The following is a 22,791-nucleotide window of genomic DNA, read 5'->3' on the forward strand; positions in this document are numbered from 1 at the left end:
CATGGCATCCGTGACCCTGCGCGGCATACAAAAACAATACGATGGCAACAGCGTCATCAAGGGCATCGACCTCGACATCCTGGACGGCGAATTCGTCGTCTTCGTTGGGCCCTCCGGGTGCGGCAAATCGACCCTGCTGCGCATCATCGCCGGCCTGGAAGACATCAGCGCCGGCACGCTGGAAATCGGCGGCCGCATCAGCAACGAGGTCGAACCGGCCAAGCGTGGCATCGCGATGGTGTTCCAGAGCTATGCCCTGTATCCGCACATGAGCGTGTTCGAGAACATGGGCTTCGCCCTGAAGCTGGCCAAGGTGCCCAAGAGCGAGATCGAGGAGCGGGTGCGGCGCGCCGCCGCCATCCTGCAGATCGAGCACCTGCTGGACAGGAAGCCCAAGGCGCTGTCCGGCGGCCAGCGCCAGCGCGTTGCGATCGGCCGCGCCATCGTGCGCAAACCCGAGGTCTTCCTGTTCGACGAGCCGCTTTCCAACCTGGACGCCGCGCTGCGCGGCCAGACCCGGGTCGAACTGGCGCGCCTGCACCGGGAACTGAAAAGCACGATGATCTACGTTACCCATGACCAGGTCGAGGCGATGACGCTCGGCCAGAAGATCGTGGTCCTGAACGGCGGGCGCATCGAGCAGGTCGGCACGCCGTCGGACTTGTACGAGCGCCCGGCCAACAAGTTCGTGGCCGGCTTCCTCGGCTCGCCGCGCATGAATTTTTTCGAGGCGACGCTGGCCGGGAAGGCGGGCCGCAGCGCCAGCATCGCGCTGGCGGGCGGCGCGCGCGTGCAGGTCGCGGCCGACGTGGCGCGTGCTGCCGGGGCAGGGGAGCGTGTCACGCTCGGGGTGCGTCCGGAACACCTGCAACTGGTGCGCCCGGGGCAGGGCGACGGCATTGGCGCCACCGTGGCCCTGGTCGAGTACCTGGGCGACGTGACCCTGGTCTATGCCCAGGTCGAGGGCAGCGAGGAGATGGTGGCCGTGAAAAGCGACGCCGATACCGCGCCGCCGAGCCTGGGTAGCCGGGTCGAGCTGGTGTTTCCGGCCACGCGCGCCTTCCTGTTCGACGAAGGGGGCGACGTGTTCGCCCCCGCCTGGACCGAGAACGCGGCCGAACCGCTGGCGCGGATGCCTTGATGCGCATGCCATGACGTTTTCGGATAGCTCGCGCGCGTTTCGTTATTGGTGGCGCATGCAGTGCTCTTTTACCATGTGTCGAGGCATCTGAAGCGGCGACGACCGCTACCTTCCGACGACACCAGGAGACATGCATGACCCCATTCCAAGTCAAGCCGATCTGCGCCGCCATCATGCTGATGACGGCATACGGGGCGCCCGCGCTGGCGCAGACCACCGATACCGCCGGCACCGACGCCGCAGCCCAGCCCGCGCCCGCCGTGGTCCAGGTCACCGGGATGCGCCAGGCCCTGCGCTCGGCCGAGGCGATCAAGCGCGATTCGCTGCAGGTGGTCGACGCCATCAACGCAGACGACATCGGCAAGTTCCCCGACCGCCAGGCCGGCGACGCGCTGCAGCGCGTGGCCGGCGTGCAGGTCGGGCGCGACCGCGGCCAGACCGACGTGGTGATCATCCGTGGCCTGCGCGACGTCGCCACCACCTTCGACGGCAACGAGATCTTCACCGCCGCCGGGCGCCGCCTGTCCTACCAGGACCTGCCGGTGCAGTCGATCGGCGGCATGGAAGTCTACAAGTCGGCGACCGCCAACCAGTTCGAAGGGGGCATTGCCGGCGCCGTCAACATCCGCCTGCGTTCGCCTTTCGATGCCAAGGGCCGTACCGCCTCCGGCTACATCGAGGACCGCATCAACAAGACCAACGGCAGCAGCGAGACGGAGAACAAGCACAATCCGGGCGCCGGCTTCCTGTTCAGCGATCGCTGGCAAACCGGCATGGGCGAGATGGGCGCCCTGATCGACGTCACCTTCAAGCGCGACGATTATGCCTATCCGGTCCAATGGGTGGACCGGCCGACCAATGTCTTCTCGGTGCGCCCGGACGGCACCGCGACCCGCATCGGCAACACGCCGCCCTTCGCGGCGGCGCCGGGCGAGGTGCTGGGCCAGCTGCCGAACATCGGCGGCGTCTACTACAACGGCAAGCGCAAGCGCGAAAGCATCCACGGGGCCTTCGGTTGGAAGATCAACCCGAACCTGGAAGCGAGCGCGCAATACCTGGGCATGGGCTACCAGGGCCGCAATGCGGTCAACTACATTCTCGACATCGTCACCTGGGCGCCACGTCTCACCAACGTGGTGCTGGCGCCGCAGGGTGCCCATTGCAGCACGCCGCTGGGCACGATCTGCCCGATCCTGTCGGCGAATGCCGCTGCCGCCCAGTTCAGCCCCAACGCCTACGACTGGGACCCGTACACCGCGACCAGCACCTGGGGCGAGAACGAGCGTACCAACACCCATTACCTCGACCTCGGCCTGAAGTATTCGGACGGTCCGCTGACCGTCAATTCGCACCTGGCCTATACCCGCTCGAAGTTCGTCAACGACACCGTCATCGTCGACCAGCAGATTCCGGGCGCCAGCTCCAGCGTATACGCCTATGGCGACGACGGCCACGGCGGCTACACCTCCGTGACGACACCGACCAGCGCCAACGCCTTGCGCGACCCGAGCCAGTTCGTGCTGCGCGGCCTGGTGCAGAACTGGAACGAGCAGTCCGGCAGCCAGTTCCAGTGGCGCTCCGACGCCACCTACCGACTCGGCGGCGACAACTTCTTCACGGCCCTGTTGGGTGGCATCCGCCTGTCCTCGCGCAAGGCCAGCTACCACGGCGCGGAGGGGCACTCCGACTTCAGCGGCGCGGTCCGCCCGACCCCGGTCGGCACCTTCGGCGAGTCCTTCGAGCAGCTGGTGCCGGGCATCGACCGCCTCGGCGGCCCCTGGTACACGCCCGCGTCGGACTTCCTGATCGACCGGGCCGACGCCGTCCGTAATGCCTATGGCGCGCCGAACGGCCGGGTGCCGGACGACCCGACCCGCCTGTTCGAGCAGCGCGAGCGCAGCGCCACCCTGTACCTCTCCGGCCGCTGGAAGACGAACCTGGCCGGGGTGTCGGTGGAGGGCGAGGCCGGCGCGCGCGTGGTGCGCCTGAACCGCAAACTGCGCGGCCAGAGCCGGATCGGCGACGTGGTGAGCGACGTCGACCTCTCGACCTCCGAGACCAATGTGCTGCCGAGCGTATCGGCGATCGTGTCCTGGACCGAGCAGTGGCAGTCGCACCTTTCCGCCGGCAAGACCATCACCCGTCCGGGCTTTCGCGAGATGAATCCGGCGCTGTCGCTGGTTCCGCCGACCGTGAATGCGCCCGGCAGCGGCAGCGCCGGCAACCCGAACCTCGATCCGACCAAGTCGACCAACCTCGACGCCACGCTCGAGTATTATTTTGCGAAGAACGGCTTCGCCCAGGTTGCGCTGTTCCACCGCGATATCGACGGCTACCTGCAGAACTTTACCCAGGACGAATCGATCGGCGGGCAGACTTACCGCGTCTCGCGCCCGCAGAACTCGGGCAAGGGTACGCTCAAGGGGATGGAATTCACGACCCAGAAGTTCTTCGACTTCCTGCCCGGCCCCTGGAGCAACTTCGGCGCCCAGTTCAACTACACCTGGACCGATGGCGAGAACGAAACCAAGACGAGCCTGAACAGCAGCGCATTCACGAAGACACGCCTGATCGACGTCGCCAGGAACAGCTGGAATCTCGCATTGCTGTACGAGGGCCATGGCATCACGGGCCGCCTGGCCGCCACCCGCCGCGGGGATTACGTCGAACAGATCGCCGAGGCGCCCTTCGACCAGGACCGCGTGGTCAAGGCCACGACCTTCGTGGACCTGAGTATCGGCTACGAGCTCAATCGCAACCTGTCGCTGCACTTCGACGGCATCAACCTGACGAACGCGAAGTACGAAAGCTCGCTCGGCCCTTACCAGCCGCGCGACATTCGCTACAACTCGGCTACCTATGGCCTAAGTCTTCGCTATAAGCTGTAAAAGGGAGGCGCGCTTGGCACGCACGTACCAGAATCCGGTTTATCCGGATACCATGGCCGATCCCTTCGTTCTCAAGCACGAAGGGGTTTATTACGCCTACGGCACTGGCCCGGGCGGAACGGACGGCCGCCAGGTGCCGGTGCTGCGCTCGCGCGACCTGGTCGACTGGGAGCCGCTCGGCCACGCGCTCCTGCCGAACGGCGCCGCGCACTACTGGGCGCCGGAAGTGGCCTTCCACGAAGGGCGCTTCTACATGTACTACTCCTCGGGTTCGGCCGACGAGGGCACGGACCAGAAGCTGCGCGTGGCGGTGTCCGACGATCCGGCCGGCCCCTTTGCCGACACCGGCGCCATCCTCGTGCCCGACCAGGCGTTCTCGATCGACGCCCATCCCTATCGGCACACGGACGGCGAGTGGTACCTGTACTACTGTGTCGACTTCCTCGAGCTTGCGGACGACCACCGGATCGGCACCGGCATCGTGGTCGACCGCCTGCTGGACATGAGCACGCTGGCGGGCAATCCGCAGGTGGTGGTGCGTCCGCACCAGGACTGGCACGTGTTCCGAAAGGGCCGCAGCATGTACGGCGGCGTCTACGACTGGCACACGGTGGAGGGCGCGTCCGTGCTGGTGCATGAAGGCCAGGTCCACTGCTTTTACAGCGGTGGGGCCTGGGAGCGCGAGAACTATGGTGTCAGCTATGTGGTCGCCGAACATCCGCTCGGACCGTATCGCCGCCCCGAAGGCGGGCACGAGGCGCTGCTGATGCGCAGCCGGCCCGGCGCCGTCATCGGCCCCGGCCACAATTCCTTCACGACCTCGCCCGACGGCAGCCAGACCTGGATCGTCTACCACGCCTGGGACGTGGGGCAGACGGCACGGCGCATGTGCATCGACCGGCTGGACTGGGAGGACGGTCGGCCGGTCACCGCCGGTCCGACGCACGGACCGCAGGAAGCCCCAAGCGGCTGAACCTCTTCACACTGGCAGGTGCGCAGGCCGCCGGAGCGGCGCATAATGCTCGTGTTACCCGAGGAGGAAACAGATGCGCGACGCAATCGTGATCGGAGGGGGCCACAACGGCCTGGTCTGCGCCTTCTACCTGGCCCGCGCCGGGCTGAAGGTGACCGTGCTGGAGGCGCGCCAGGTGGTCGGCGGCGCCGCCGTCACCGAGGAATTCCACCCGGGTTTCCGTAACTCGGTCGCCGCCTATACGGTCTCGCTGCTGAACCCGAAGGTGATTCGCGACATGGACCTGGCTGCGCATGGCCTGCGCATCGTCGAGCGGCCCCTGTCCAACTTCCTGCCGCTCGAGGACGATCGCTACCTCAAGATCGGTGCCGGCCGCACCCAGGCCGAGGTGGCGAAGTTCTCCGAACGCGACGCCGCGCGCCTGGAGCCCTACAACAGCCACCTCGACAGCGCGGCCGACCTGCTGCGCGAACTGGTGCTGCAGACGCCGCCGAACCGGGTGCAGGGCAGCTGGCTCGCGGCGCTTCCGGAACTGATCAAGGCCGGCAAGCTGGGCAACCGGATGCGCGCGCTCTCGCTGTCCTCCCAGCGCGAGCTGCTCGACCTGTTCACCAAATCCGCCGGCGACTACCTCGACGGCTGGTTCGAGAGCGCGCCGATCAAGGCGGTGTACGGCTTCGACAGTGTGGTCGGCAACTACGCCAGTCCCTATGCGCCGGGTTCGGCCTACGTGCTGCTGCACCACGTGTTCGGGGAGGTCAACGGCAAGAAGGGCGCCTGGGGCCACGCGATCGGCGGCATGGGCGCGATCACCCAGGCCATGGCCAGGGCAGTGCAGCAGCTCGGCGTGGAGATCCGCACCGGCTGCGCGGTGCAGGAGGTGCTGCTGGAGAAAAGCAGCGCCAGCGGCGTCGTCACCGCGAAGGGCGAGCGACTCGCTGCGCGCGTGGTGGTGTCGAACCTGAATCCGCGTCTCCTCTACACGAAGCTGGTCGACCCCGGCGCGCTGCCCGGCGACTTCCTGCGCCGCATGCAGGCCTGGCGCTGCGGGTCCGGCACCTTCCGCATGAACGTCGCGCTGTCCGAGCTGCCCAGCTTCCGCTGCCTGCCCGGCCTGGAACCGGCCGAGCACCACGGCAGCGGCATCATCCTCGCGCCCAGCCTGCAGTACATGGAGCGCGCTTACCACGACGCCCGTAGCTTCGGTTGGTCGCGCGAACCGATCGTCGAGATGCTGATTCCATCCACCCTGGATCCGACCCTGGCGCCCCCGGGGCAGCACGTGGCGAGCCTGTTTTGCCAGCACGTTGCGCCGCAGCTGCCCGACGGGGCCAGCTGGGACGACCACCGTGAGGAAGTAGCCGACCTGATGATAGAGACGGTCGATCGATGGGCGCCGAACTTCAAGCGCTCGGTTATCGGCCGGCAGATCATGAGTCCCCTCGACCTCGAGCGGACCTTCGGCCTGGTCGGCGGCGACATTTTTCACGGCGCGTTGGGACTGGACCAGTTGTTCGCGGCGCGTCCGATACTGGGACATGCGGACTACCGCGGCCCGATTGCCGGCCTATACACCTGCGGCTCGGGCACCCATCCGGGTGGCGGCGTTACCGGCGCGCCGGGCCACAACGCCGCGCGCGAGATCTTGCGCGACTTCGGCCGGCGCCGGGCCGCCTGAGATGCTGCGGCGCGCACTGTTGCTGTTGCTGCTGTGCGCAAGCGCCGCGTCAGGCGCGGCGCAAGGTCCTGCCGATCTGGTCTACCGCAATGGCGCCGTCCATACGCTCGACAGCGCGGACAGCGTGCGCCAGGCGCTGGCCGTACGTGCGGGACGCATCGTGTATGTCGGCGACAATGGCGGCGCCGCTGCCCTGGTTGGCAAGCGCACGCGTGTGGTCGATCTGCAAGGCCGCATGCTGATGCCGGGCCTGGTCGACGCCCACATGCATCCACAATCGGGCGGGAGCCGGCTGCTGAACTGCAGCCTGGACTACCAGCGCCTGACGGTTGACGAGCTCCAGACGCGCATCCGCGCCTGCCTTGCACGCGACAAACACCAGGACCCGCGCCGCTGGCTGGTCGTGGTCAACTGGTTCCAGCAGGGCATGCAGCCGGAAGGCGCGTCCGTTACCGCGGCGACGCTGGACGCGCTCGGCACGAAACGTCCGATCCTGGTGCGCTCCTCCTTCGGGCACTCGGTCCAGCTCAATTCGAGGGGCATCGCGCTGGCCGGCATCCGGCAGGAGACGCCCGATCCGCCCGGCGGAAAGATCGTGCGCGACGCCGCCGGCCGCGCGACCGGCCTGCTCGAAGACGCCGCGCAGGATCTTGCGATGCGCCTGCTGCCGCCGCTGAGCGTGGCGGAAAACCTGGCGGCCTCGCGCGCGGCGCTGGCGGCAATGCGCGCGCAGGGCATCACCAGTTTCCTCGATGCCTGGACCGACCCGGAGACGATGACGGCCTTCAGGACGCTGCAGCGGCAGGGCAAGCTGACGGCGCGCGCCCACTTCGCGGTGCTGATCGACCTCGACAAAGGGGCAACGCCGAAAAGCGCAGTTGCGGACTTACTCGCGCAAAAACGCCGGTTCGACCAGGGGACGATCAGGACGGCGCCCTCGCTGCAGGTCCGCCACGCCAAGCTGTTCATGGATGGCGTGATCGCCGCGCCCGCGTTCACCGGCGCCATGCTCGAACCCTACCTGGTCAACAAGGGCACGGCGGAGCAGCCCGACTGGCAGCCGGGCGAAAGTAGCGGGCCAAATAGCTATTTCAGCGCCGAGGCCTTGCGCGCCACGCTGGTCGAGCTGGCAAGATGGAAGATCGATCCGCACATCCATGCCGACGGCGACCGCGCGGTGCGCGATTCGCTCGATGCGATCGACTGGCTGCGCACACTCAAGCAGGGCAGGGATGTGCGGCCGGCGCTGGCCCACGCCGAAATCGTCGCGCCGTCCGACTATCCGCGCTTCGCCGCGCTCGGCGTGACGCCCGTGCTCTCCTTCCAGTGGGCCAAGCCGGCGCCCGACACTGTCGGCGCGCTGCGCGACTACCTCGGCCCGACCCGCCATGCCTTGGTCGAGCCGCAGGCGCTGCTGCAGAGCGCCGGTGCCCGTATTGCCTACGGCAGCGACTGGCCCGTCGACCCGCTGAACGCCTGGTTCGCGCTGAAGGTGGCCGTGACCCGCAGTGCCGCGCCGGATGCGGGACCGGAATTCGCCGGCCGGTTGACGGCGCAGCCCGGCATGCCGCGCGCCGCCGCGCTGCGCGCCGCGACCATCGATGCGGCCTGGACCCTGCGCCAGGAAACGCAGGTCGGCTCGCTGGAGGTCGGCAAGCTGGCCGACTTCATTGTCCTCGACCGCAACTACTTCACCATTCCCGCCGAGGACATCGCCCGCATCCGGGTGCTGCAGACGGTCGTCGGAGGCAAGCGCGTGTACCAGGCCGGCGAACTGCGCTAGCGCCCGGTGTTGGGTGCGGCCCACCACGTCGGGCGCGCACTGTTGGTCCCGCCATCACGCCCGAATGCGTCACGCCCCGCACAAAACCTGGCACGCTCCATGCATCGCTGATGGCGAGCGCCAATCCGGCGTTCTTCCATTCAATCACCGCATCGAGGAGCACATCATGAAAACCCTGCTGATCAAGGACCTGGCCATTGTCCAAGCGTCGGGCCAGACTAAGGCCGACTCCAGCCGTTCGCTGTCGCGCGCAGAAATGCGGCGCGTCCAGGGCGGCCGCGCCATCTCCGTGCTCGTCGACGGACGGCCCGGCGGCGTGGTCGACGACTTCCAGTTGGAGATGGCGATCTTCAAGGGCGACATCGGCGTGCGCGTCGTTTAGTCCGGCACAACGAGTACGCGCATCGAACGCCCGCACGGCCGGCCGTGCGGGCGGAACAAATCCCCCGAATGGAAGTCCCATGCAAAGGGGGCACATCGACGAAACGTGTTGGGGAGAACCCATGGCTGGGATCGTACGCATCGACGATGAAGTCATCGACACCGATTACTTCATCAGGACATTGAAGCTCACCGGACAGTTCGAGGGACTCGTCGAGCAGCTGGTGCGCGAGAAGCTGACCGTGCTGGCGGCCAGGAAGAGCGGCGTGCGCCCGGCGCCCGACGAAATCCAGGAGCGCGCCGACCAGTTCCGCCGCATCCAGGGCCTGCACCGGGCGGCCGACATGAACAACTACCTGGACGCACTCGGCATCAGCCTGGACGAATTCGAGGACTTCGTCACCGATGGCCTGGTCCACGAGAAGATGATGGAGCAGGTGTGCAGCACGCAGGCGGTCGAACAGTACTTCAAGCTCAATTCGCCGCGCTTCGACAGCGTCGAGATCAGCCATATCGTGCTCGATTCCGAGGGCAAGGCGAAGGAGATGATGTCGGCCCTCGGTGACGATCCCGACAGCTTCGCCGAGATGGTGGCCGAGCACTCGGTCGGCGAGGCGCGCGAGAACGGCGGCGTGATCGGCCGTGTGCTGCGCGGTTCGCTCAGGCCCGACCTCGAGGCGCGCGTCTTCAATGCCGCGCCGGGCGACCTGCTCGGCCCGTTTCCCAGCGCCGACCGCACGCTGTTCGAAATCTACGCCGTGAACGCGCGCCATCCGGCCACGCTGGACGAGGAGACTGCAGTCGAGGTGCGGCGCCTGCTGCGCGAGGAATGGCTGGCGGCGCGCGCCCAGGAACACATCATCGAGGCCGTCACGGTGCGCTAAGCGTGCGCTGACCACTGGCGCATCCCTTCTCCATGGACGTCTCGACGGAACCGAAGCAGGGCGCGAGCGCCTTCCTGGCGAATGTCGAAATCCTGTCGGCATTCACGCCCGACGAGCTGGAGCAGCTGGCCGCGGCGATCGAAACGCGCAGCTATGCCTTCGGCGACGCCATCTGCAGCGCCGGTGACGCCGCCGAGGGCCTGGCCGTGATCAAGTCCGGCTCGGTGCGCGTGTTCGGCGAAGAGCACGGCAAGGAAATCAGCATGGGCGTGCGCAAGACGGGCGAGGTCTTCGCCGAAGTCGCCATGCTGCGTCCATACCGCCACGAGCTGTCGGCGCGCGCGGCGCTCAAGACGGAACTGTGGATCATTCCGCGCAGTGCGATCGAGCCGGTCCTGGCGCGCAATAGCGCCGCGCTCGACTTCATCAACCACTATGTGGCGATCAGCTCGGCGGGCGGCCTGGTGGCGCGCCTGTTCGACCTGCGCGGCAAGGTCGACAAGCCGGAGCTGGAGGAATTCGTGCGCAGCGTCGGCGTCAAGCGCGTCGGCCCGGGCAAGGAAATCCTCAAGCAGGATGCGCGCGACGACCGCCGCCTGTACGTGGTGCGCCAGGGCCAGGTGAAGGTCGTGCGCCGCGACGGCGAGGACGAGTTCGTGCTGGCCACGCTCGGTCCCGGCGAGATCTTCGGCGAAAAGGCGTGTTTGATGCGCCAGGAGCAGCCGGCCTCGGTCGTCGCGGCCGGCGAAGCGACCCTGCTGGTGATCCCGGAAAAGTCGGCCCAATTCATCCTCGAGCGTAACGCCAGATTCCGTGAGGTGATCGAGGAGCGCGTGCGCTTCTTCGAGCGCGAACTGCAGCGCCAGAAACGCCTGGCCGAGCGCCGCAAGCGGCCCGTGATCCTGGATCTCGCCTCGAAGCCGAAGGCGGGCGAACGCATCATCAAGCGCTTCGCCCTGGTCGAGCAGGCCGAGGAGATGGATTGCGGCGCCGCCTGCCTGGCCATGCTGTGCCGCCACTATGGCATCAACATGACACTCGGTAAGCTGCGCGAGCTGGCCAACGTCACGACCCAGGGCGCGACGCTCGACAGCCTGGCGCGCGCCGGCGAGGCGCTGGGCTTTGGCGCGCGCGGGGTGCAATGCACGTTTGACGCGCTGCTCGGCTTCGAGCTGCCCTTCATCGTGCACTGGGAGGGCTACCACTACGTCATCGTCTACGGCGTGGCGCGCGACCAGGTCTGGCTGGCCGACCCGGCGGTGGGCTTTCGCAAGATGAGTGTGGAGGAATTCGAAAAGGGCTGGAGCGGCACCTGCCTCGTCTTCACGCCCGGCCAGCAGCTGGCCCAGCAAGAAGTGGCGCGCTCGCCATGGCTGCGCTTCGTCGGCTACCTGCGGCCCTATCGCAAGATCCTGCTGCAGCTGTTTTTGGCCACCTTCGTCATCCAGATGCTGGGCATCGTGCCGCCGATGATCATCCAGAACATTTTAGATGGCGTGCTGGTGCACCAGAACATCGGCTTGCTGCACCTGCTGATCCTGGGCCTGGTGATCTCGACGGTGTTCACCCAGATCATGACGACGGTGCGCGCCTACCTGTCGAACTACATGGTGCGCAACCTCGACTTTTCGATGATGGCGCAGTTCTTCAAGCACACCATGTCGCTGCCGTACTCCTTTTTTGCCAAGCGCAAGACGGGCGACATCATGGCGCGCTTTTCCGAAAACCAGACCATCCGCGCCTTTCTCACCGAGTCGACGGTCACCACGCTGCTGAACCTGCTGATGGTGTTCATCTACTTCACCATCCTGTTTCTCTACAACGTCAAGCTGACCCTGCTGCTGATCGGCTTCGTGATCCCGATCATCGCGCTGACCGTCGTGGTGACGCCGAAGATCAAGGATTATGCGCGCGAGGTCTTCAATGCCTCGACCGACGCCCAGTCCTTTCTGATGGAGGCGCTGGGCGGCATCGAGACGGTCAAGGGCATGGGCAGCGAGCGTCCGGTGCGCCTGAAATGGGAGCGCAAGTACGTCAAGGCGCTGGAAGTGCAGTACCGTTCGCAATCCTTCAACATCGTGGTCGGGCTCGCGAGCCAGGTCCTGAACTCGGCGACCACCATCGTGATCCTGTGGGCGGGCGCCACCCTGGTACTGGCGCGCGAACTGACGATCGGCCAGCTGATGGCGTTTAACGCCTTGATGGGCAGCGTGCTGGGGCCGCTGATGGGACTGGTCGGCCTGTGGAGCCGGATGGCCGACGCCACGGTCGCCATGGAACGCCTGGGCGACGTGCTCGACATCGAGCCGGAACAAAAAACGTCCGAACTGGCCTCGCGCGTGGTCCTGCCCGACCTGCAGGGCGAGCTGAAGCTGGAGCGCCTGTATTTCCGCTATGGCGGCGAAGACACGCCCTGGGTGCTGGAAGACGTCAGCATCGACATCAAGCCGGGCGAGCTGGTGGCCATCGTCGGGCGCAGCGGCTCGGGCAAGACCACGCTGGCCAAGCTGCTGGTCGGTTTCTATCCGCCCAGCGACGGACGGATCGTGGTCGACGGCTACGAGATGGCGGCGATCGACAAGGATTACTACCGAGCGCAAGTCGGCTATGTCATGCAGAGCAACCTGCTTTTTTCTGGAACGATTGCCGAGAACATCGCCAGCGGCGACGACAGCCCGGACCGGAGACGGATCGAGGAAGTGGCGAAGATGGCCGACGCCCATGCCTTCATCAGCAAGATGCCGCTCGGTTACGAGCAGGTGGTGGGGGAGCGCGGCCTGGGCTTGTCGGGCGGCCAGGTGCAGCGCCTGTGCATCGCCCGCGCCCTGTACCACGATCCGCGCCTGCTGGTCTTCGATGAAGCGACCTCGGCGCTCGACACCCAGTCGGAGAGCAACATCATGGCGAACATGGAAGCGATTCTCGCAGGGCGCACGGCTGTGATCATTGCGCACCGCCTGAGCACGATCATGCGGGCCGATAAGATCGTGGTGCTGTACGAAGGAAAGGTGGTCGAGCAGGGACGGCACGAGGAGCTGCTGGCGTGCCGCGGCATGTACTACGAACTGGTGCAGAAACAACTGGGTGCAGCGGAATGAAACTCTACAACCCCGGCGGCGAACGCGGCTCGGCGATGTCCTACGCCGGCCTGCTGGAAAAGATCGAGATCATGCGCTCGACGCTGCGCTGGGCGACCCGCCTCGAGCGTCCGGACGTCGACAAACTGCTGCGCCAGGCGAACACGCTGCGCGACGAGGTGATGGGGCTGTCGCACAAGGAGCGCTTCGTGCAGGCGGTCAGCGGTAAGGTGCCGGTGGAGCGGCGCATTGACTCCGCCGCCGAACCCGTCGTCGAGCCGCCCACCGGCGAACGCCGCCGTGCGCTGCTGGCGCGCAGCTTCGTCTTCGAGGGTACCTTCGGCGACAACCCGAAATTGCTCGACGCCCTCGAGATCGCCGAAAAGGCGGCGCCCACCGACTTGCCGGTGCTGGTCGACGGCGAGAGCGGCACCGGCAAGGAGTTGATGGCCAAGGTGATCCACGCCAACGGCTCGCGCGCCGACAAGCCCTATGTCTCGGTCAACTGCGGCGCCATTCCCGACAGCCTGCTCGAATCGGAACTGTTCGGCCACAAGAAGGGCGCCTTCACGGGCGCGGACAAGGACCGCAAGGGCAAGTTCGAAAGCGCGCACAAGGGCACCATCTTCCTCGACGAGATCGGAGAATTGCCGCTGCCGGGCCAGGTCAAATTGCTGCGCGTGCTGCAGTCGCACGAGATCCAGCGCGTCGGTTCGGACGAGACCATCTCGGTCGATGCGCGTATCGTCGCCGCCACCAACAAGAACCTGCGCAAGCTGATCGAGCAGGGCAGCTTCCGCGAAGACCTGTTCTACCGTCTCAGCGTGATCCACGTGACCCTGCCGCCGCTACGCGAGCGCAAGGACGAGATCCCGCTCCTGATCGCCTATTACGGCGACGAGGCGGCCGAAGCTCTGAAACGGGCGCCGGTCGCCCTGACGCCGCGCCTGCGCGGCTTCTTGCTGCGCTATGCCTATCCCGGGAATATCCGCGAGCTGCGCAACATCCTGTACCGCTTGTCCTGCCTGGCCGGCGAGACGGCCGACCTGATGCACCTGCCGGAAGACATCCGGCCCGCCTTGCCTTCTGCCGCCGTGCCTGCTGCCTCGGCGGCGGCCGAATTGTCCCTGGCGGAGGCCAAGCGCGTGGCCAGCGACGAGGCCGAGCGTGGCTGCCTGGAGCGGGGCCTGCAGGAAGTCGGCGGCACGGTGGCGGAGCTGGCGCGGCGCTGGGACATGAACCGCTCGCACTTGCAGATTCTGCTGAAAAAGCATGGTCTGCATTCGAAGGACTTCCGCAAGGAGCATTGAATGTAGGGGGGCATGCCCACGCGTAAACGTCGCACGGTGTTGGCTTCGTTTGAGGAAGGACCCCGCCAACAAGATGCGAGCGTCACGCGTGGGCATGCCCGATGAGGCCGTGGGCGAGGCCATTGGCCTCGCCCACCCCTACATCACAAAGCCGGGTTGATGACCGTCTTGTCCGCCCCGAGATCGTCCACCCGCAGCACGATCACCGTGATGTTGTCGCGCCCGCCGCCGGCGAGCGCCAGGGCGATCAGCTGCTCGCAAGCCTGGGTGCAGTCGCCCGGCGCCAGCGCGGCCAGGATCGCACCTTCCCCGACCGGCGTGCTGAGGCCGTCGCTGCACAGCAGGAAGATGTCGCCGTCCTGCGCCACCAGCGTCGTCACCTCGAATTCGATGCTGTCGGCGGCACCCACGGCGCGCGTGATCATGTTCGGGCTGACGGCCGCCGCCGCCAGGTCGCCGCGCGCCTTCAGGTCCTCGACACGGCTGTGGTCGCGCGTCAGCTGCTGCAGGCGGCCCTGGCGCAGCAGGTAGATGCGGCTGTCGCCGGCCCACAGGCAGGCCAGGTCGTAGCCGCAGGCGAGCAGGGCGGCGACGGTGCTGCCGATTACCGGCACCTGGCGCGCGCTCGCTTCAAGACGCAGCGTGTCGTTCACCTCCGTGAGGCGGGCGCGGGCGAGGGCGATCAGCTCCTCGAGGGTCGCCGGCAACGGCAGGCCGGCGAGGGCATCGACGACGGCGGCGCTGGCGACATCGCCGAACGCGTGGCCGCCCATGCCGTCCGCCACCGCCCACAGGCCGCGCTGGGGCTGCGCAAGGAGGGCGTCCTCGTTGCGGCTGCGTACCAGGCCGACGTCCGTGCGTGCGGCGCAGGTCCAGTGCAATGTCGTCTCGAAGCCCATCGCAGCGTCCAGGCTGAGCCTCCGTTTGCTATAGCACCGCCTTGTTGAGGCTATTTGCGTCCACCACCACGTTCAGCGCGGCATTCGCGCACGCATTGTTTACCGAGACCGACTGGAACTGGTTGATCATCTGGTCGGCAAAATTATTGATCTGGTAGAAGTTGATCACCGGCGTGAAGCCGGGACCGGCCGCGACGAAAGGCTGGATCCAGCCGAAGACCCAGGGAGCGCCGGCGCCGCGCACGGCCGCCATCGCCTTGCGGTCGAGGGTGGCGCTGCGTGGCAGGTCGCGAATACTGATGCTGGCCATATGCGTCTCCTTGTTGATAGAGGAGCCTGCACTGGAGAGAGCGGGTGGTCCCTCCAGTGTAGACGAAATCGAGCCGCTTAGTGCCGTTAGCGCCGCACGATCTTGTTGTCGCCGCGCTGCGCGACCTTGCTGTCGACGTGCACGCCGTCGACGAAAGCCGAACCGTTGGCGGTGGCGGTGAGGACTTCCTGCATCTGCGCCAGGTTCTGGGTGGCGGTGATGGAGCTGTCCTCGCTGCCGGCAAACGTCAGGTCGTGCGACACGTAGGGCGTTGCGCCCATTTTCCAGCCGCCGCGCACGGCAGCCATGGTCGGGCGATCGAGCTGTTCGCTGCGCGCCAGGTCGGTGATGGTCAAGGTTTTCATGTCAATTCTCCTGGTATCGGCAAGGGACTCAGAACTCGAACCGGTTGTCGGCCCGTAGCGGCGCACTCAGGTCGATGTGCGGACCCTGGAAGCCGGCGCCGATCACGCCATTGTTGTTGAGGACGTTGATGCCGATTTGCTGGAACTGGGCAATCTGCTGGTTGACGTTCAGGTTGACGTTGACGTTCGGCTTTGCGCCGTTGCCGCCTGCTACCTTGGCCATGGCTTGCTGGTCGAGACGGGCGCTGTGCGCCAGGTCCTTGACGATGATGGATGACATGCTGTTCTCCTTGGATGGGGTGGGTGCTGTACGGCGGCGCATCGGTTGACGCGCCGCCGTGCGCTGCCTTAGCCGACGATCTTGTTCTCGCCGTTCTGGCGCACGTCGCTGTGCACGTCGACGCCGTGGAGGAAGGCCGAGCCGTTGGCGGTCGAGGTCAGCACGCTTTGCTGTTGCAGCAGGTTCTGCGTGGCCTTGATCGACGAGTCGGTGGACGGCATGTAGCTGACGTCGCCCAGCTTGTAGTTCGTTGCCAGCATGCTCCAGCCGCCGCGCACGTTCGTCATGGCGCTGCGATCCAGTTGTTCGGTGCGGGCCAGGTCTTTGATGGTCAGGGTTTTCATGATTTTGCTCCTTGAAAGAATGGATAAGTGATTGAATGAAGCGGTGAATCAGGAACGGCGCACGATCTTGTTTTCGCCATGCTGGTCGACGTCGCTGTGGACGCTGACGCCGCCCAGGAAGGCCGAACCGTTGGCGGTGGCGGTCAGCACCTCCTGCGCCTGCGCCAGGTTCTGGGTCGCGGTGATCGACGAGTCGAAGGACGGCGCGTAGTTCACGTTGCCGAGCGGGTAGCCGGGCGTGCCCATCTTGAAGCCGCCGCGCACGCTTGCCATGGCAGTGCGATCCAGTTGTTCGGTGCGGGCCAGGTCGGTGATGATCAAGGTTTTCATGGTGATTCTCCTGAAGGTGTGAGTGGTTTGAGTGAGGCATTTTGTTTGCGCTCGATGGACATATAGCGAGAGGCGTGCCAGGTGGCGGGGAATCGCGATTTGATCGCGCAAGTCTCTGAATTTACTAGGTATTTCCTTGGTCTCCTGCTCGGTTCGCCTGCGCGGCCCCGGACGGCGGGTGGCGGGTGCCGACCAACAGGTTTGCGCGACCTGTCCGGGGCGACGCAACAGGCAGGCGTGCCCGGACATACGGCCTGTGCGTGCGTGTGCCGGCGCCCGGGCGCGGCGCCGGTCACTTGATGCGAGAGATGAAATGCCCGGAGGCGGGCGCGGACTGCGGAGGGAAAGCGGGGGGTACTGCCAGGGAGGGGACTGCCAAGAAGGGAAGCTGCGGACAGCCGCGCAGGCGCGCGGCTGTCCACGCGCGCTCACGCCTGACGTGGCAGCGTGGGTGCGCGCACGACGACGGCGCGGGCCTCACGCACCGCGTTGTCGCGTGCCACCGAGGCCACGTTCTCGTCCGCCTCGCGCAGGCTGTCGTAGGCGAAGGTGCCGGTGGTCACGACGACGAGGGTGACGACGAAGATGGCTTCCATGTGCTTGTGGATGTTCATGATGTTCCCCTTGAATGGATGGTGGCTGAAAGTGCGGAGCGCTTGCCGGCGCTCACGGACATCAATGGAGCACGAGGCGTGCCAGCCGCCCTTACAGGGAAAAAGGGCAATAAGCACCGCAATCTGTCGGACCGGGAGCAACAGAGCGGGTATGCGTGTTGGTCCCGGTCCGTCATGAAGCCGTGTCCGCGGACAAAAAAAAGCCGTCCGGCTGGACGGCTTGTGGTGCACGCGCTGTTCAGCGTGCCGGCGGCCGCGGCGTTGCCTGTCCGGCGGCGCTGCGCCCCGGCGCCGGGTCGTACAAGCGCACCCTGCGCACGACCGGGCGCAGCACGCCGGCGCTGGCGCGAAAGCGCGCGCCGCCGGCGATCGCATGCATTGCCTGGCGATCGAGCTCGGTGTTTTCCTGCAAATCCTTGATGACGATGGTAGCCATGCTGCCTCCTGTAGTTTCAAACGTAAAACGTTAACGGACTCCATCCCGTTGCCGGGATGGAGGGGTTGGAATGGCGGGTGGCAAGCTTCAGACCACCGCCTTGTTCTCGGCAAAGAGCTTCGCGGCGACGTCGATGTCGGGACCCTTGAAGCCGGCGCCGATCACGCCGTTGTTGTTGAGGACGTTAATGCCGATCTGCTGGAACTGGCCGATCTGCTGGTTCACGTTGACATTCACGTTGACGTCCTTGCCGAAGGCGAAGCCGCCCTTGACGCGTGCCATCGCGTGGCCGTCCAGTTCGGACACGGAGGCCAGGTCCTTGACGATGATGGAAGACATGATCGTGTCTCCTTCAGCCGACGATCTTGTTCTCGCCGTTCTGGTGCACATCGCTGTGCACGTCGACGCCGTGGAGGAAGGCCGAGCCGTTGGCCGTGGCGGTCAGCACCTTCTGCTGCTGCAGCAGGTTCTGGGTGGCCGTGATCGACGAGTCGAACTTCGGTGCATAGGTGACGTCGCCCAGCTTGTAGTCCGGCGCCTGCATGCTCCAGCCGCCGCGCACATTCGCCATGTCGCTGCGATCCAGTTGTTCGGTGCGGGCCAGGTCTTTGATGGTCAGGGTTTTCATGATGATGCTCCTCTGATTCGAAATGGTGAAGTGGTGAAATCGAGTTTAGACAGCCAGGGAAGGACGGCGCACGATCTTGTTTTCGCCATGCTGGTCGACGTCGCTGTGCACGCTGACGCCGCCCAGGAAGGCCGAACCGTTGGCGGTGGCGGTCATCACCTCCTGTGCCTGCGCCAGGTTCTGGGTCGCGGTGATCGACGAGTCGAAGGACGGCGCGTAGTTCACGTTGCCGAGCGGGTAGCCGGGCGTGCCCATCTTGAAGCCGCCGCGGACGCTTGCCATGGCAGTGCGATCCAGTTGTTCGGTGCGGGCCAGGTCGGTGATGATCAAGGTTTTCATGGTGATTCTCCTGAAGTAGTGAGTGGTTTGAGTGAGGCATGTGGTTTGCGCTCGATGGACATATTGCGAGAGGCGTGCCAGGTCCGCGCGGTGTGTTGCGATCCGCTTCCAAGTCATTGAATAATTGGGGCTTTCTTTGGTGCTCGAGGTGCTGTGCGGTCGAGCCTGCGGCACGTGCCGGCAGCGCGGGTGATGGGGCCTTTCCAACTGCTTTCGAGATGATGTCGGGTCCTGCCCAACACGTGGCGTGGCCTGGCCGGATTGAGGTGCCGCAAGGGCTTGATCAATCTCCGCATCATGCTAGTCTCACCCTAAGGTCTTGGGATGTTTATATCGTCAAACCATGGACAGTTTCGCCCACGCGATCCATCAGTTGCAGAGCGGCGCCTTGCAGCATCCCGAGTTTTTCGCTCAGCTCGATCGGGTGCTCGCCAGCGCCCCGGAGAGTCCCGGCCGCCTGCTCGAGGTGCTGAGCGAAGAGCACGCGCGCCATCCCTTGCCGGCCGACCTGTACGCGCAGGTGCAGCAGCGCATCGGGCGCATGCTGGCCGCGCGCCGCCAGCAGGGTGGCGACGACACGTTTGTACAGACCGAGCCCGGCGCCGTCACCTCGCAGCAGGGGCAGCGCGGTCCGGCGCCACGTGCGGACCCATCCTTCGGCGCCGAGCCCGAGCGCATGAAAGGCGTGGGCGAAACCCTGAACGGCCGCTTCGTGCTGGAAGAGTGCATCGGCTTCGGCGGCATGGGCACCGTCTACAAGGCGCTCGATCTGCGCAAACTCGAAGCCTCCGACCGCAAGCCCTACATCGCCATTAAGGTGCTGAACGTTCAGTTCCGCGGCCATCCGAAGTCGCTCATCGCGCTGCAGCGCGAAGCGCGCAAGGCGCAGGCGCTGGCGCATCCGAACATCGTCTCCGTCTACGATTTCGATCGCGACGGTCCGATGGTCTATCTCACGATGGAGTATTTACCAGGCAAGCCCCTGAGCCAGGTGCTGCGCGCCCCCGGCTTCAACGGTTTGCCCTATGCCAAGGTGCTGCCCATCGTCACCGGCATGGCCAACGCCTTGTCCTATGCGCACGGGCGCGGTTTCGTGCATTGCGACTTCAAGCCGGGCAACGTGATCCTGACCGATTCGGGCATTGTGAAAGTGATCGATTTCGGCATCGCGCGCGTATTCCAGAAGACCGAGGAAGACGTCGACGCCACCGTCTTCGACCCGGGCAGCCTGGGGGCGCTGACGCCGGCCTACGCCAGCCCCGAAATGCTGGAGCAGCGCGACCCCGACCCGCGCGACGACATCTATGCGCTGGCATGCATCACCTACGAGTTGCTGACCGGACGCCATCCCTTCAACCGCCTGTCTTCGGCCCAGGCGCGTGGCACCGGCATGAAGCCGCTGCGTCCGCCCAATCTCGGCCGCACCCAGTGGCATGCCCTGAAATGCGGCCTGGCGCTGGAACGCGATGCGCGCACGCCGAGCGTGGCGCGTTTCCTGGCCGGCTTTGCCACCAGTGGCCTGAAGTCGCGCGCCGGCTTGGTGGCGGCGGCCAGCGTGGCCCTGCTTGCCGTCGGCGTGCTGGGCGTGGGCGGCTGGCTGTATCTGGGACGCGACAAGGCCGCGGCGCCGGCGGCGGTCGCACAACAAGAGGCGCCTGCGCCCACGCCGGCGGCCGAGCCGGCGCCGCCGGTCGAACCGATCCTGGCGCCGCCGTCCACCCAGGCGATCGCGGCGGCGCTGGGGCGTATCCCCTGTTCGGCCCTGGCCGCCATCGTGCGCGGCGACACCGTGCGGATCGAGGGCGTGGTCGGGAAGTCGCCCGGAGCGGCCGGCGTGCAGAACATGCTCGCGGCCTTGCCGGGCGTGGCGGTGGTGAAGAGCGAGGTGCGCGAGGTCGCCGCAAGCGAGTGCCGACTGGTTGCGGCGCTGGCGCCGTACTGGCTGGCGCATCGCCAGGCGGGGGGAGGCGCGGCCTTGCGCCTGGCGGGCGCCGCCGGGGTAAAAGCGGACACGCGCCTGGCCGAGGGCGACTCGCTGATTGTCGACGTGAGCACTCCGGGTGCGGAGTCGTTCATGAACGTCGACGCCTACCTGGCCGACGGCAGCGTGATCCACCTGCTGCCGAACGCGCTCGCGCTGGATAACCGGGCGCCGCCGAAACATCGCACGACCATCGGCCGTCCCGGCGACTGGCAGATCGGCAAGTCGGCAGGTTCCAGCCTGCTGGTGGTGCTGGTGACGACGCCGACGCCTCTGTTCGATACCTTGCGGCGCGAATCGGAGCCGGGCACGGATTACCTGGCCGACCTCAGCGCCAGCCTGGCCCGAATCCGCGCGCACAGCGGACCCGGCCGGATCGGTGTCGCTTTCCTGCCAGTGGCGATCAAGCGGTGATCAGAAGCTGCGCGCCACCCTGAACCCGTTCTGCGACTGGCGCACGCCGGCGTCGTACTTGAAGCGGGTGGAAGCGACCATATAGGCGGCCCCTTCGCGCCAGGAACCGCCGCGAATGACGCGCACCCGGCAACCGGGTTCTTCCCAGGAGGCGCCGTCGTTCGGGGCGCCTTTAAAATTGTTGTGCCAGCAGTCGGCCACCCATTCCCAGACGCTGCCGCTGGTGTCGTGCAGGCCAAAGCCGTTGGCGGGGAAACTGCCCACGTTCAGCGGGCGGTCGGCGTGCCAGGGCTGGCCGCAATCCTTGCAGTTCGCCTTCCCGGTGGCCATCTTGTCGCCCCACCAGTAGGGCGTCGCAGCGCCGCCGCGGGCCGCGAATTCCCACTCGGCCTCGGTCGGCAGCCGGTAGGGCTTGCCGCTGACCAGGCCGATCCACTTCACGTACTGCTGCGCGTCCTCCCAGCTGACGTCGCGCATCGGCGAGGTCGGGCCGGCATCCGGCGCCTGGGCCACGCGGGCGCAGCCGTTCGCGGTCACGCAGGCATTCCACTCCTGGACCGTGACCTCGTATTTGCCGATCGCGAAGGGCGCGTCGATGACGACCTGGTGCGCCGGCCGTTCGCTGGGATCGCTGGCATTGCTCCCCATCGTAAAGGTGCCGGCGGGCAGGGACACCAGCACCGGGCAGGACTGGCAATCGCGGATCTCGCCGCTGGCGCGCGCCCGTGCCGCTGCGATCGCCGGCGATGTCGGCTTGGCCGGGGGCGGTTTCGGCTTCGTGGCAGGCGGACTCTGCGCCGTCTGAGGGCGCGGCGCCGGCGTCGCGGCCGGTGCCTGCGCCGCGGCGGGTGGCTGCGCAGGCGCACGCAGGCGCGCGATCCGGGCTTGCGCCAGGGCGGCGAAGCGTCCCTTCGGATAGGCCTTCAGGTAGGCCTCGTAATCGCCGGCGTGGGTGCTGTCCTTGATCGAATTCCAGAACGCGAGCTCGAACTGTTCCGGACTGGCCCTGGGGACGATGCCCCCAGATTTGTTCCCGGTTGCAGGCTCTTGGGCGTGGACGAGGCCCGTGCAGGCCGTTGCTGCCAAGCTGCAAACCATCAATAGCCTCTGCCACATGTCTGCTCCCTAAGGTCTTGCGTTTGATAGGAATTGACTTGCGATCTGCCTGCGAGTGTGACAGATTTGGAGGTATCGATGCGCACCTCCGTTCGACCTGACGGGAGTTTTGCACCATGCGCCACACCATCGTCCTCGCAGCCTTGTCGGCTGTTTCTCTGGTTGCGGTCGTGCCGGCAGGCGCGGCAGGTCAGGGCGCGCAGGACAAGCCTGCGGCCCAGCCCGCCACGCAGACGTCCACCACGGCAGCAACGAATCCCTCGGCGCCCCAGGTCTACTTCATCTGGCCCTACGACGGCAGCGTCATCAATGGCGGCAAGTTCTGGGTCCGCATGGGACTGCGCAACATGGGTGTCGCACCCAAGGGGACGACGGTGCCGAATACCGGCCACCACCACCTCCTGATCGATACCGAACTGCCCTCGATGACGGAGGCGATCCCGAGCGACCGCAACCACCTGCATTTCGGCGCCGGCGAGACCGAGGCCAGGATCGAGCTCCCGCCCGGCAAGCACACGCTGCAGTTGCTGCTCGGCGACATGAACCACGTGCCGCACAAGCCGCCCGTGCTGTCGAAGAAGATCACCATCACGGTGCGTTGACCGGCCTCGGGGAGAAGC

23 protein-coding genes are annotated in these 22,791 nt (G+C 66.4%); 11 read left to right on the forward strand and 12 right to left on the reverse strand.

The window, feature by feature from the left end; genetic code table 11:
• Position 1: 1 nt before the first annotated feature.
• From C2862_RS05705 to C2862_RS05745, 9 genes are all read left to right on the forward strand, one after another.
• The gene (locus tag C2862_RS05705) at positions 2 to 1,141 is read left to right on the forward strand and encodes an ABC transporter ATP-binding protein (protein WP_136219146.1); all 1,140 of its coding nucleotides are present in this window, start codon (positions 2 to 4) and stop codon (positions 1,139 to 1,141) included.
• 134 nt (positions 1,142 to 1,275) lie between these two features.
• On the forward strand, positions 1,276 to 4,029 hold the full coding sequence (locus tag C2862_RS05710; protein ID WP_136219147.1) for a TonB-dependent receptor: 2,754 nt from the start codon (positions 1,276 to 1,278) through the stop codon (positions 4,027 to 4,029).
• Positions 4,030 to 4,042: 13 nt separating this feature from the next.
• Complete coding sequence (locus C2862_RS05715; protein ID WP_136219148.1) at positions 4,043 to 5,002, forward strand: glycoside hydrolase family 43 protein; 960 nt, start codon at positions 4,043 to 4,045, stop codon at positions 5,000 to 5,002.
• Between the two features lie 73 nt (positions 5,003 to 5,075).
• The gene (locus C2862_RS05720; protein WP_136219149.1) at positions 5,076 to 6,680 is read left to right on the forward strand and encodes an NAD(P)/FAD-dependent oxidoreductase; all 1,605 of its coding nucleotides are present in this window, start codon (positions 5,076 to 5,078) and stop codon (positions 6,678 to 6,680) included.
• 1 nt (position 6,681) lies between these two features.
• The gene (locus C2862_RS05725) at positions 6,682 to 8,463 is read left to right on the forward strand and encodes an amidohydrolase (protein ID WP_136219150.1); all 1,782 of its coding nucleotides are present in this window, start codon (positions 6,682 to 6,684) and stop codon (positions 8,461 to 8,463) included.
• Between the two features lie 166 nt (positions 8,464 to 8,629).
• The gene (locus tag C2862_RS05730) at positions 8,630 to 8,845 is read left to right on the forward strand and encodes a hypothetical protein (protein ID WP_136219151.1); all 216 of its coding nucleotides are present in this window, start codon (positions 8,630 to 8,632) and stop codon (positions 8,843 to 8,845) included.
• 121 nt (positions 8,846 to 8,966) lie between these two features.
• Positions 8,967 to 9,728 carry a peptidylprolyl isomerase gene (locus tag C2862_RS05735; protein ID WP_136219152.1) on the forward strand — a complete coding sequence of 254 codons (762 nt, stop codon included), beginning with the start codon at positions 8,967 to 8,969 and terminating at the stop codon, positions 9,726 to 9,728.
• Between the two features lie 32 nt (positions 9,729 to 9,760).
• A complete protein-coding gene (locus C2862_RS05740; RefSeq protein ID WP_136219153.1) occupies positions 9,761 to 12,826 on the forward strand; it encodes a peptidase domain-containing ABC transporter in 3,066 nt (1,021 codons plus the stop codon).
• The gene (locus C2862_RS05745; RefSeq protein ID WP_136219154.1) at positions 12,823 to 14,115 is read left to right on the forward strand and encodes a sigma-54-dependent Fis family transcriptional regulator; all 1,293 of its coding nucleotides are present in this window, start codon (positions 12,823 to 12,825) and stop codon (positions 14,113 to 14,115) included. The genes C2862_RS05740 and C2862_RS05745 overlap by 4 nt, the downstream gene beginning before the upstream one ends.
• A gap of 143 nt (positions 14,116 to 14,258) precedes the next feature.
• On the opposite strand, the gene C2862_RS05750 is transcribed toward C2862_RS05745, so the two are convergent.
• The 11 genes from C2862_RS05750 to C2862_RS05800 form a co-directional block, all read right to left on the reverse strand.
• Entirely contained in the window at positions 14,259 to 15,014 is a 756-nt protein-coding gene (locus C2862_RS05750; RefSeq protein ID WP_136219155.1) for a PP2C family serine/threonine-protein phosphatase, read from the reverse strand.
• Positions 15,015 to 15,042: 28 nt separating this feature from the next.
• Entirely contained in the window at positions 15,043 to 15,324 is a 282-nt protein-coding gene (locus C2862_RS05755; protein ID WP_136219156.1) for a hypothetical protein, read from the reverse strand.
• Positions 15,325 to 15,410: 86 nt separating this feature from the next.
• Positions 15,411 to 15,689 carry a hypothetical protein gene (locus C2862_RS05760; RefSeq protein ID WP_136219157.1) on the reverse strand — a complete coding sequence of 93 codons (279 nt, stop codon included), beginning with the start codon at positions 15,687 to 15,689 and terminating at the stop codon, positions 15,411 to 15,413.
• 28 nt (positions 15,690 to 15,717) lie between these two features.
• Positions 15,718 to 15,969 carry a hypothetical protein gene (locus tag C2862_RS05765; protein WP_136219158.1) on the reverse strand — a complete coding sequence of 84 codons (252 nt, stop codon included), beginning with the start codon at positions 15,967 to 15,969 and terminating at the stop codon, positions 15,718 to 15,720.
• A 68-nt stretch (positions 15,970 to 16,037) separates the two neighbouring features.
• Entirely contained in the window at positions 16,038 to 16,313 is a 276-nt protein-coding gene (locus C2862_RS05770; protein WP_136219159.1) for a hypothetical protein, read from the reverse strand.
• A gap of 48 nt (positions 16,314 to 16,361) precedes the next feature.
• Entirely contained in the window at positions 16,362 to 16,643 is a 282-nt protein-coding gene (locus tag C2862_RS05775) for a hypothetical protein (RefSeq protein WP_136219160.1), read from the reverse strand.
• Positions 16,644 to 17,071: 428 nt separating this feature from the next.
• Positions 17,072 to 17,257 carry a hypothetical protein gene (locus C2862_RS05780; protein ID WP_136219161.1) on the reverse strand — a complete coding sequence of 62 codons (186 nt, stop codon included), beginning with the start codon at positions 17,255 to 17,257 and terminating at the stop codon, positions 17,072 to 17,074.
• A 238-nt stretch (positions 17,258 to 17,495) separates the two neighbouring features.
• Positions 17,496 to 17,693 carry a hypothetical protein gene (locus C2862_RS05785; RefSeq protein WP_136219162.1) on the reverse strand — a complete coding sequence of 66 codons (198 nt, stop codon included), beginning with the start codon at positions 17,691 to 17,693 and terminating at the stop codon, positions 17,496 to 17,498.
• A gap of 87 nt (positions 17,694 to 17,780) precedes the next feature.
• Positions 17,781 to 18,032: a hypothetical protein gene (locus tag C2862_RS05790; protein WP_136219163.1), complete on the reverse strand. Its 252-nt coding sequence runs from the start codon at positions 18,030 to 18,032 to the stop codon at positions 17,781 to 17,783.
• Between the two features lie 13 nt (positions 18,033 to 18,045).
• On the reverse strand, positions 18,046 to 18,321 hold the full coding sequence (locus tag C2862_RS05795) for a hypothetical protein (RefSeq protein ID WP_136219164.1): 276 nt from the start codon (positions 18,319 to 18,321) through the stop codon (positions 18,046 to 18,048).
• Positions 18,322 to 18,366: 45 nt separating this feature from the next.
• Entirely contained in the window at positions 18,367 to 18,660 is a 294-nt protein-coding gene (locus C2862_RS05800; RefSeq protein WP_136219165.1) for a hypothetical protein, read from the reverse strand.
• A gap of 343 nt (positions 18,661 to 19,003) precedes the next feature.
• Between C2862_RS05800 and C2862_RS05805 the strand changes: the two genes are divergently transcribed.
• Positions 19,004 to 21,055 (forward strand): serine/threonine protein kinase, encoded by a 2,052-nt coding sequence (locus tag C2862_RS05805; RefSeq protein WP_229467305.1) that lies wholly within the window; start codon positions 19,004 to 19,006, stop codon positions 21,053 to 21,055.
• Here C2862_RS05805 and C2862_RS05810 read toward each other — a convergent pair whose 3' ends face one another.
• On the reverse strand, positions 21,056 to 22,141 hold the full coding sequence (locus tag C2862_RS05810) for a formylglycine-generating enzyme family protein (protein ID WP_229467306.1): 1,086 nt from the start codon (positions 22,139 to 22,141) through the stop codon (positions 21,056 to 21,058).
• A 146-nt stretch (positions 22,142 to 22,287) separates the two neighbouring features.
• Here C2862_RS05810 and C2862_RS05815 point away from each other — a divergent pair, with 146 nt between their 5' ends.
• On the forward strand, positions 22,288 to 22,773 hold the full coding sequence (locus C2862_RS05815) for a DUF4399 domain-containing protein (protein WP_136219167.1): 486 nt from the start codon (positions 22,288 to 22,290) through the stop codon (positions 22,771 to 22,773).
• Positions 22,774 to 22,791: the final 18 nt, after the last annotated feature.

The organism is Massilia sp. Mn16-1_5, assembly GCF_004798585.1.
GTDB lineage: Bacteria > Pseudomonadota > Gammaproteobacteria > Burkholderiales > Burkholderiaceae_D > Telluria.

Excerpts from the sequence above, each read along its gene's own strand:
- C2862_RS05705 (WP_136219146.1), top strand. The coding sequence starts at position 2 with ATGGCATCCGTGACCCTGCGCGGCATACAAAAACAATACGATGGCAAC.
- C2862_RS05710 (WP_136219147.1), top strand. The coding sequence starts at position 1,276 with ATGACCCCATTCCAAGTCAAGCCGATCTGCGCCGCCATCATGCTGATG.
- C2862_RS05720 (WP_136219149.1), top strand. The coding sequence starts at position 5,076 with ATGCGCGACGCAATCGTGATCGGAGGGGGCCACAACGGCCTGGTCTGC.
- C2862_RS05725 (WP_136219150.1), top strand. The coding sequence starts at position 6,682 with ATGCTGCGGCGCGCACTGTTGCTGTTGCTGCTGTGCGCAAGCGCCGCG.
- C2862_RS05730 (WP_136219151.1), top strand. The coding sequence starts at position 8,630 with ATGAAAACCCTGCTGATCAAGGACCTGGCCATTGTCCAAGCGTCGGGC.
- C2862_RS05735 (WP_136219152.1), top strand. The coding sequence starts at position 8,967 with ATGGCTGGGATCGTACGCATCGACGATGAAGTCATCGACACCGATTAC.
- C2862_RS05740 (WP_136219153.1), top strand. The coding sequence starts at position 9,761 with ATGGACGTCTCGACGGAACCGAAGCAGGGCGCGAGCGCCTTCCTGGCG.
- C2862_RS05745 (WP_136219154.1), top strand. The coding sequence starts at position 12,823 with ATGAAACTCTACAACCCCGGCGGCGAACGCGGCTCGGCGATGTCCTAC.
- C2862_RS05750 (WP_136219155.1), bottom strand. The coding sequence starts at position 15,014 with ATGGGCTTCGAGACGACATTGCACTGGACCTGCGCCGCACGCACGGAC.
- C2862_RS05755 (WP_136219156.1), bottom strand. The coding sequence starts at position 15,324 with ATGGCCAGCATCAGTATTCGCGACCTGCCACGCAGCGCCACCCTCGAC.
- C2862_RS05760 (WP_136219157.1), bottom strand. The coding sequence starts at position 15,689 with ATGAAAACCTTGACCATCACCGACCTGGCGCGCAGCGAACAGCTCGAT.
- C2862_RS05765 (WP_136219158.1), bottom strand. The coding sequence starts at position 15,969 with ATGTCATCCATCATCGTCAAGGACCTGGCGCACAGCGCCCGTCTCGAC.
- C2862_RS05770 (WP_136219159.1), bottom strand. The coding sequence starts at position 16,313 with ATGAAAACCCTGACCATCAAAGACCTGGCCCGCACCGAACAACTGGAT.
- C2862_RS05775 (WP_136219160.1), bottom strand. The coding sequence starts at position 16,643 with ATGAAAACCTTGATCATCACCGACCTGGCCCGCACCGAACAACTGGAT.
- C2862_RS05780 (WP_136219161.1), bottom strand. The coding sequence starts at position 17,257 with ATGAACATCCACAAGCACATGGAAGCCATCTTCGTCGTCACCCTCGTC.
- C2862_RS05785 (WP_136219162.1), bottom strand. The coding sequence starts at position 17,693 with ATGGCTACCATCGTCATCAAGGATTTGCAGGAAAACACCGAGCTCGAT.
- C2862_RS05790 (WP_136219163.1), bottom strand. The coding sequence starts at position 18,032 with ATGTCTTCCATCATCGTCAAGGACCTGGCCTCCGTGTCCGAACTGGAC.
- C2862_RS05795 (WP_136219164.1), bottom strand. The coding sequence starts at position 18,321 with ATGAAAACCCTGACCATCAAAGACCTGGCCCGCACCGAACAACTGGAT.
- C2862_RS05800 (WP_136219165.1), bottom strand. The coding sequence starts at position 18,660 with ATGAAAACCTTGATCATCACCGACCTGGCCCGCACCGAACAACTGGAT.
- C2862_RS05805 (WP_229467305.1), top strand. The coding sequence starts at position 19,004 with ATGGACAGTTTCGCCCACGCGATCCATCAGTTGCAGAGCGGCGCCTTG.
- C2862_RS05815 (WP_136219167.1), top strand. The coding sequence starts at position 22,288 with ATGCGCCACACCATCGTCCTCGCAGCCTTGTCGGCTGTTTCTCTGGTT.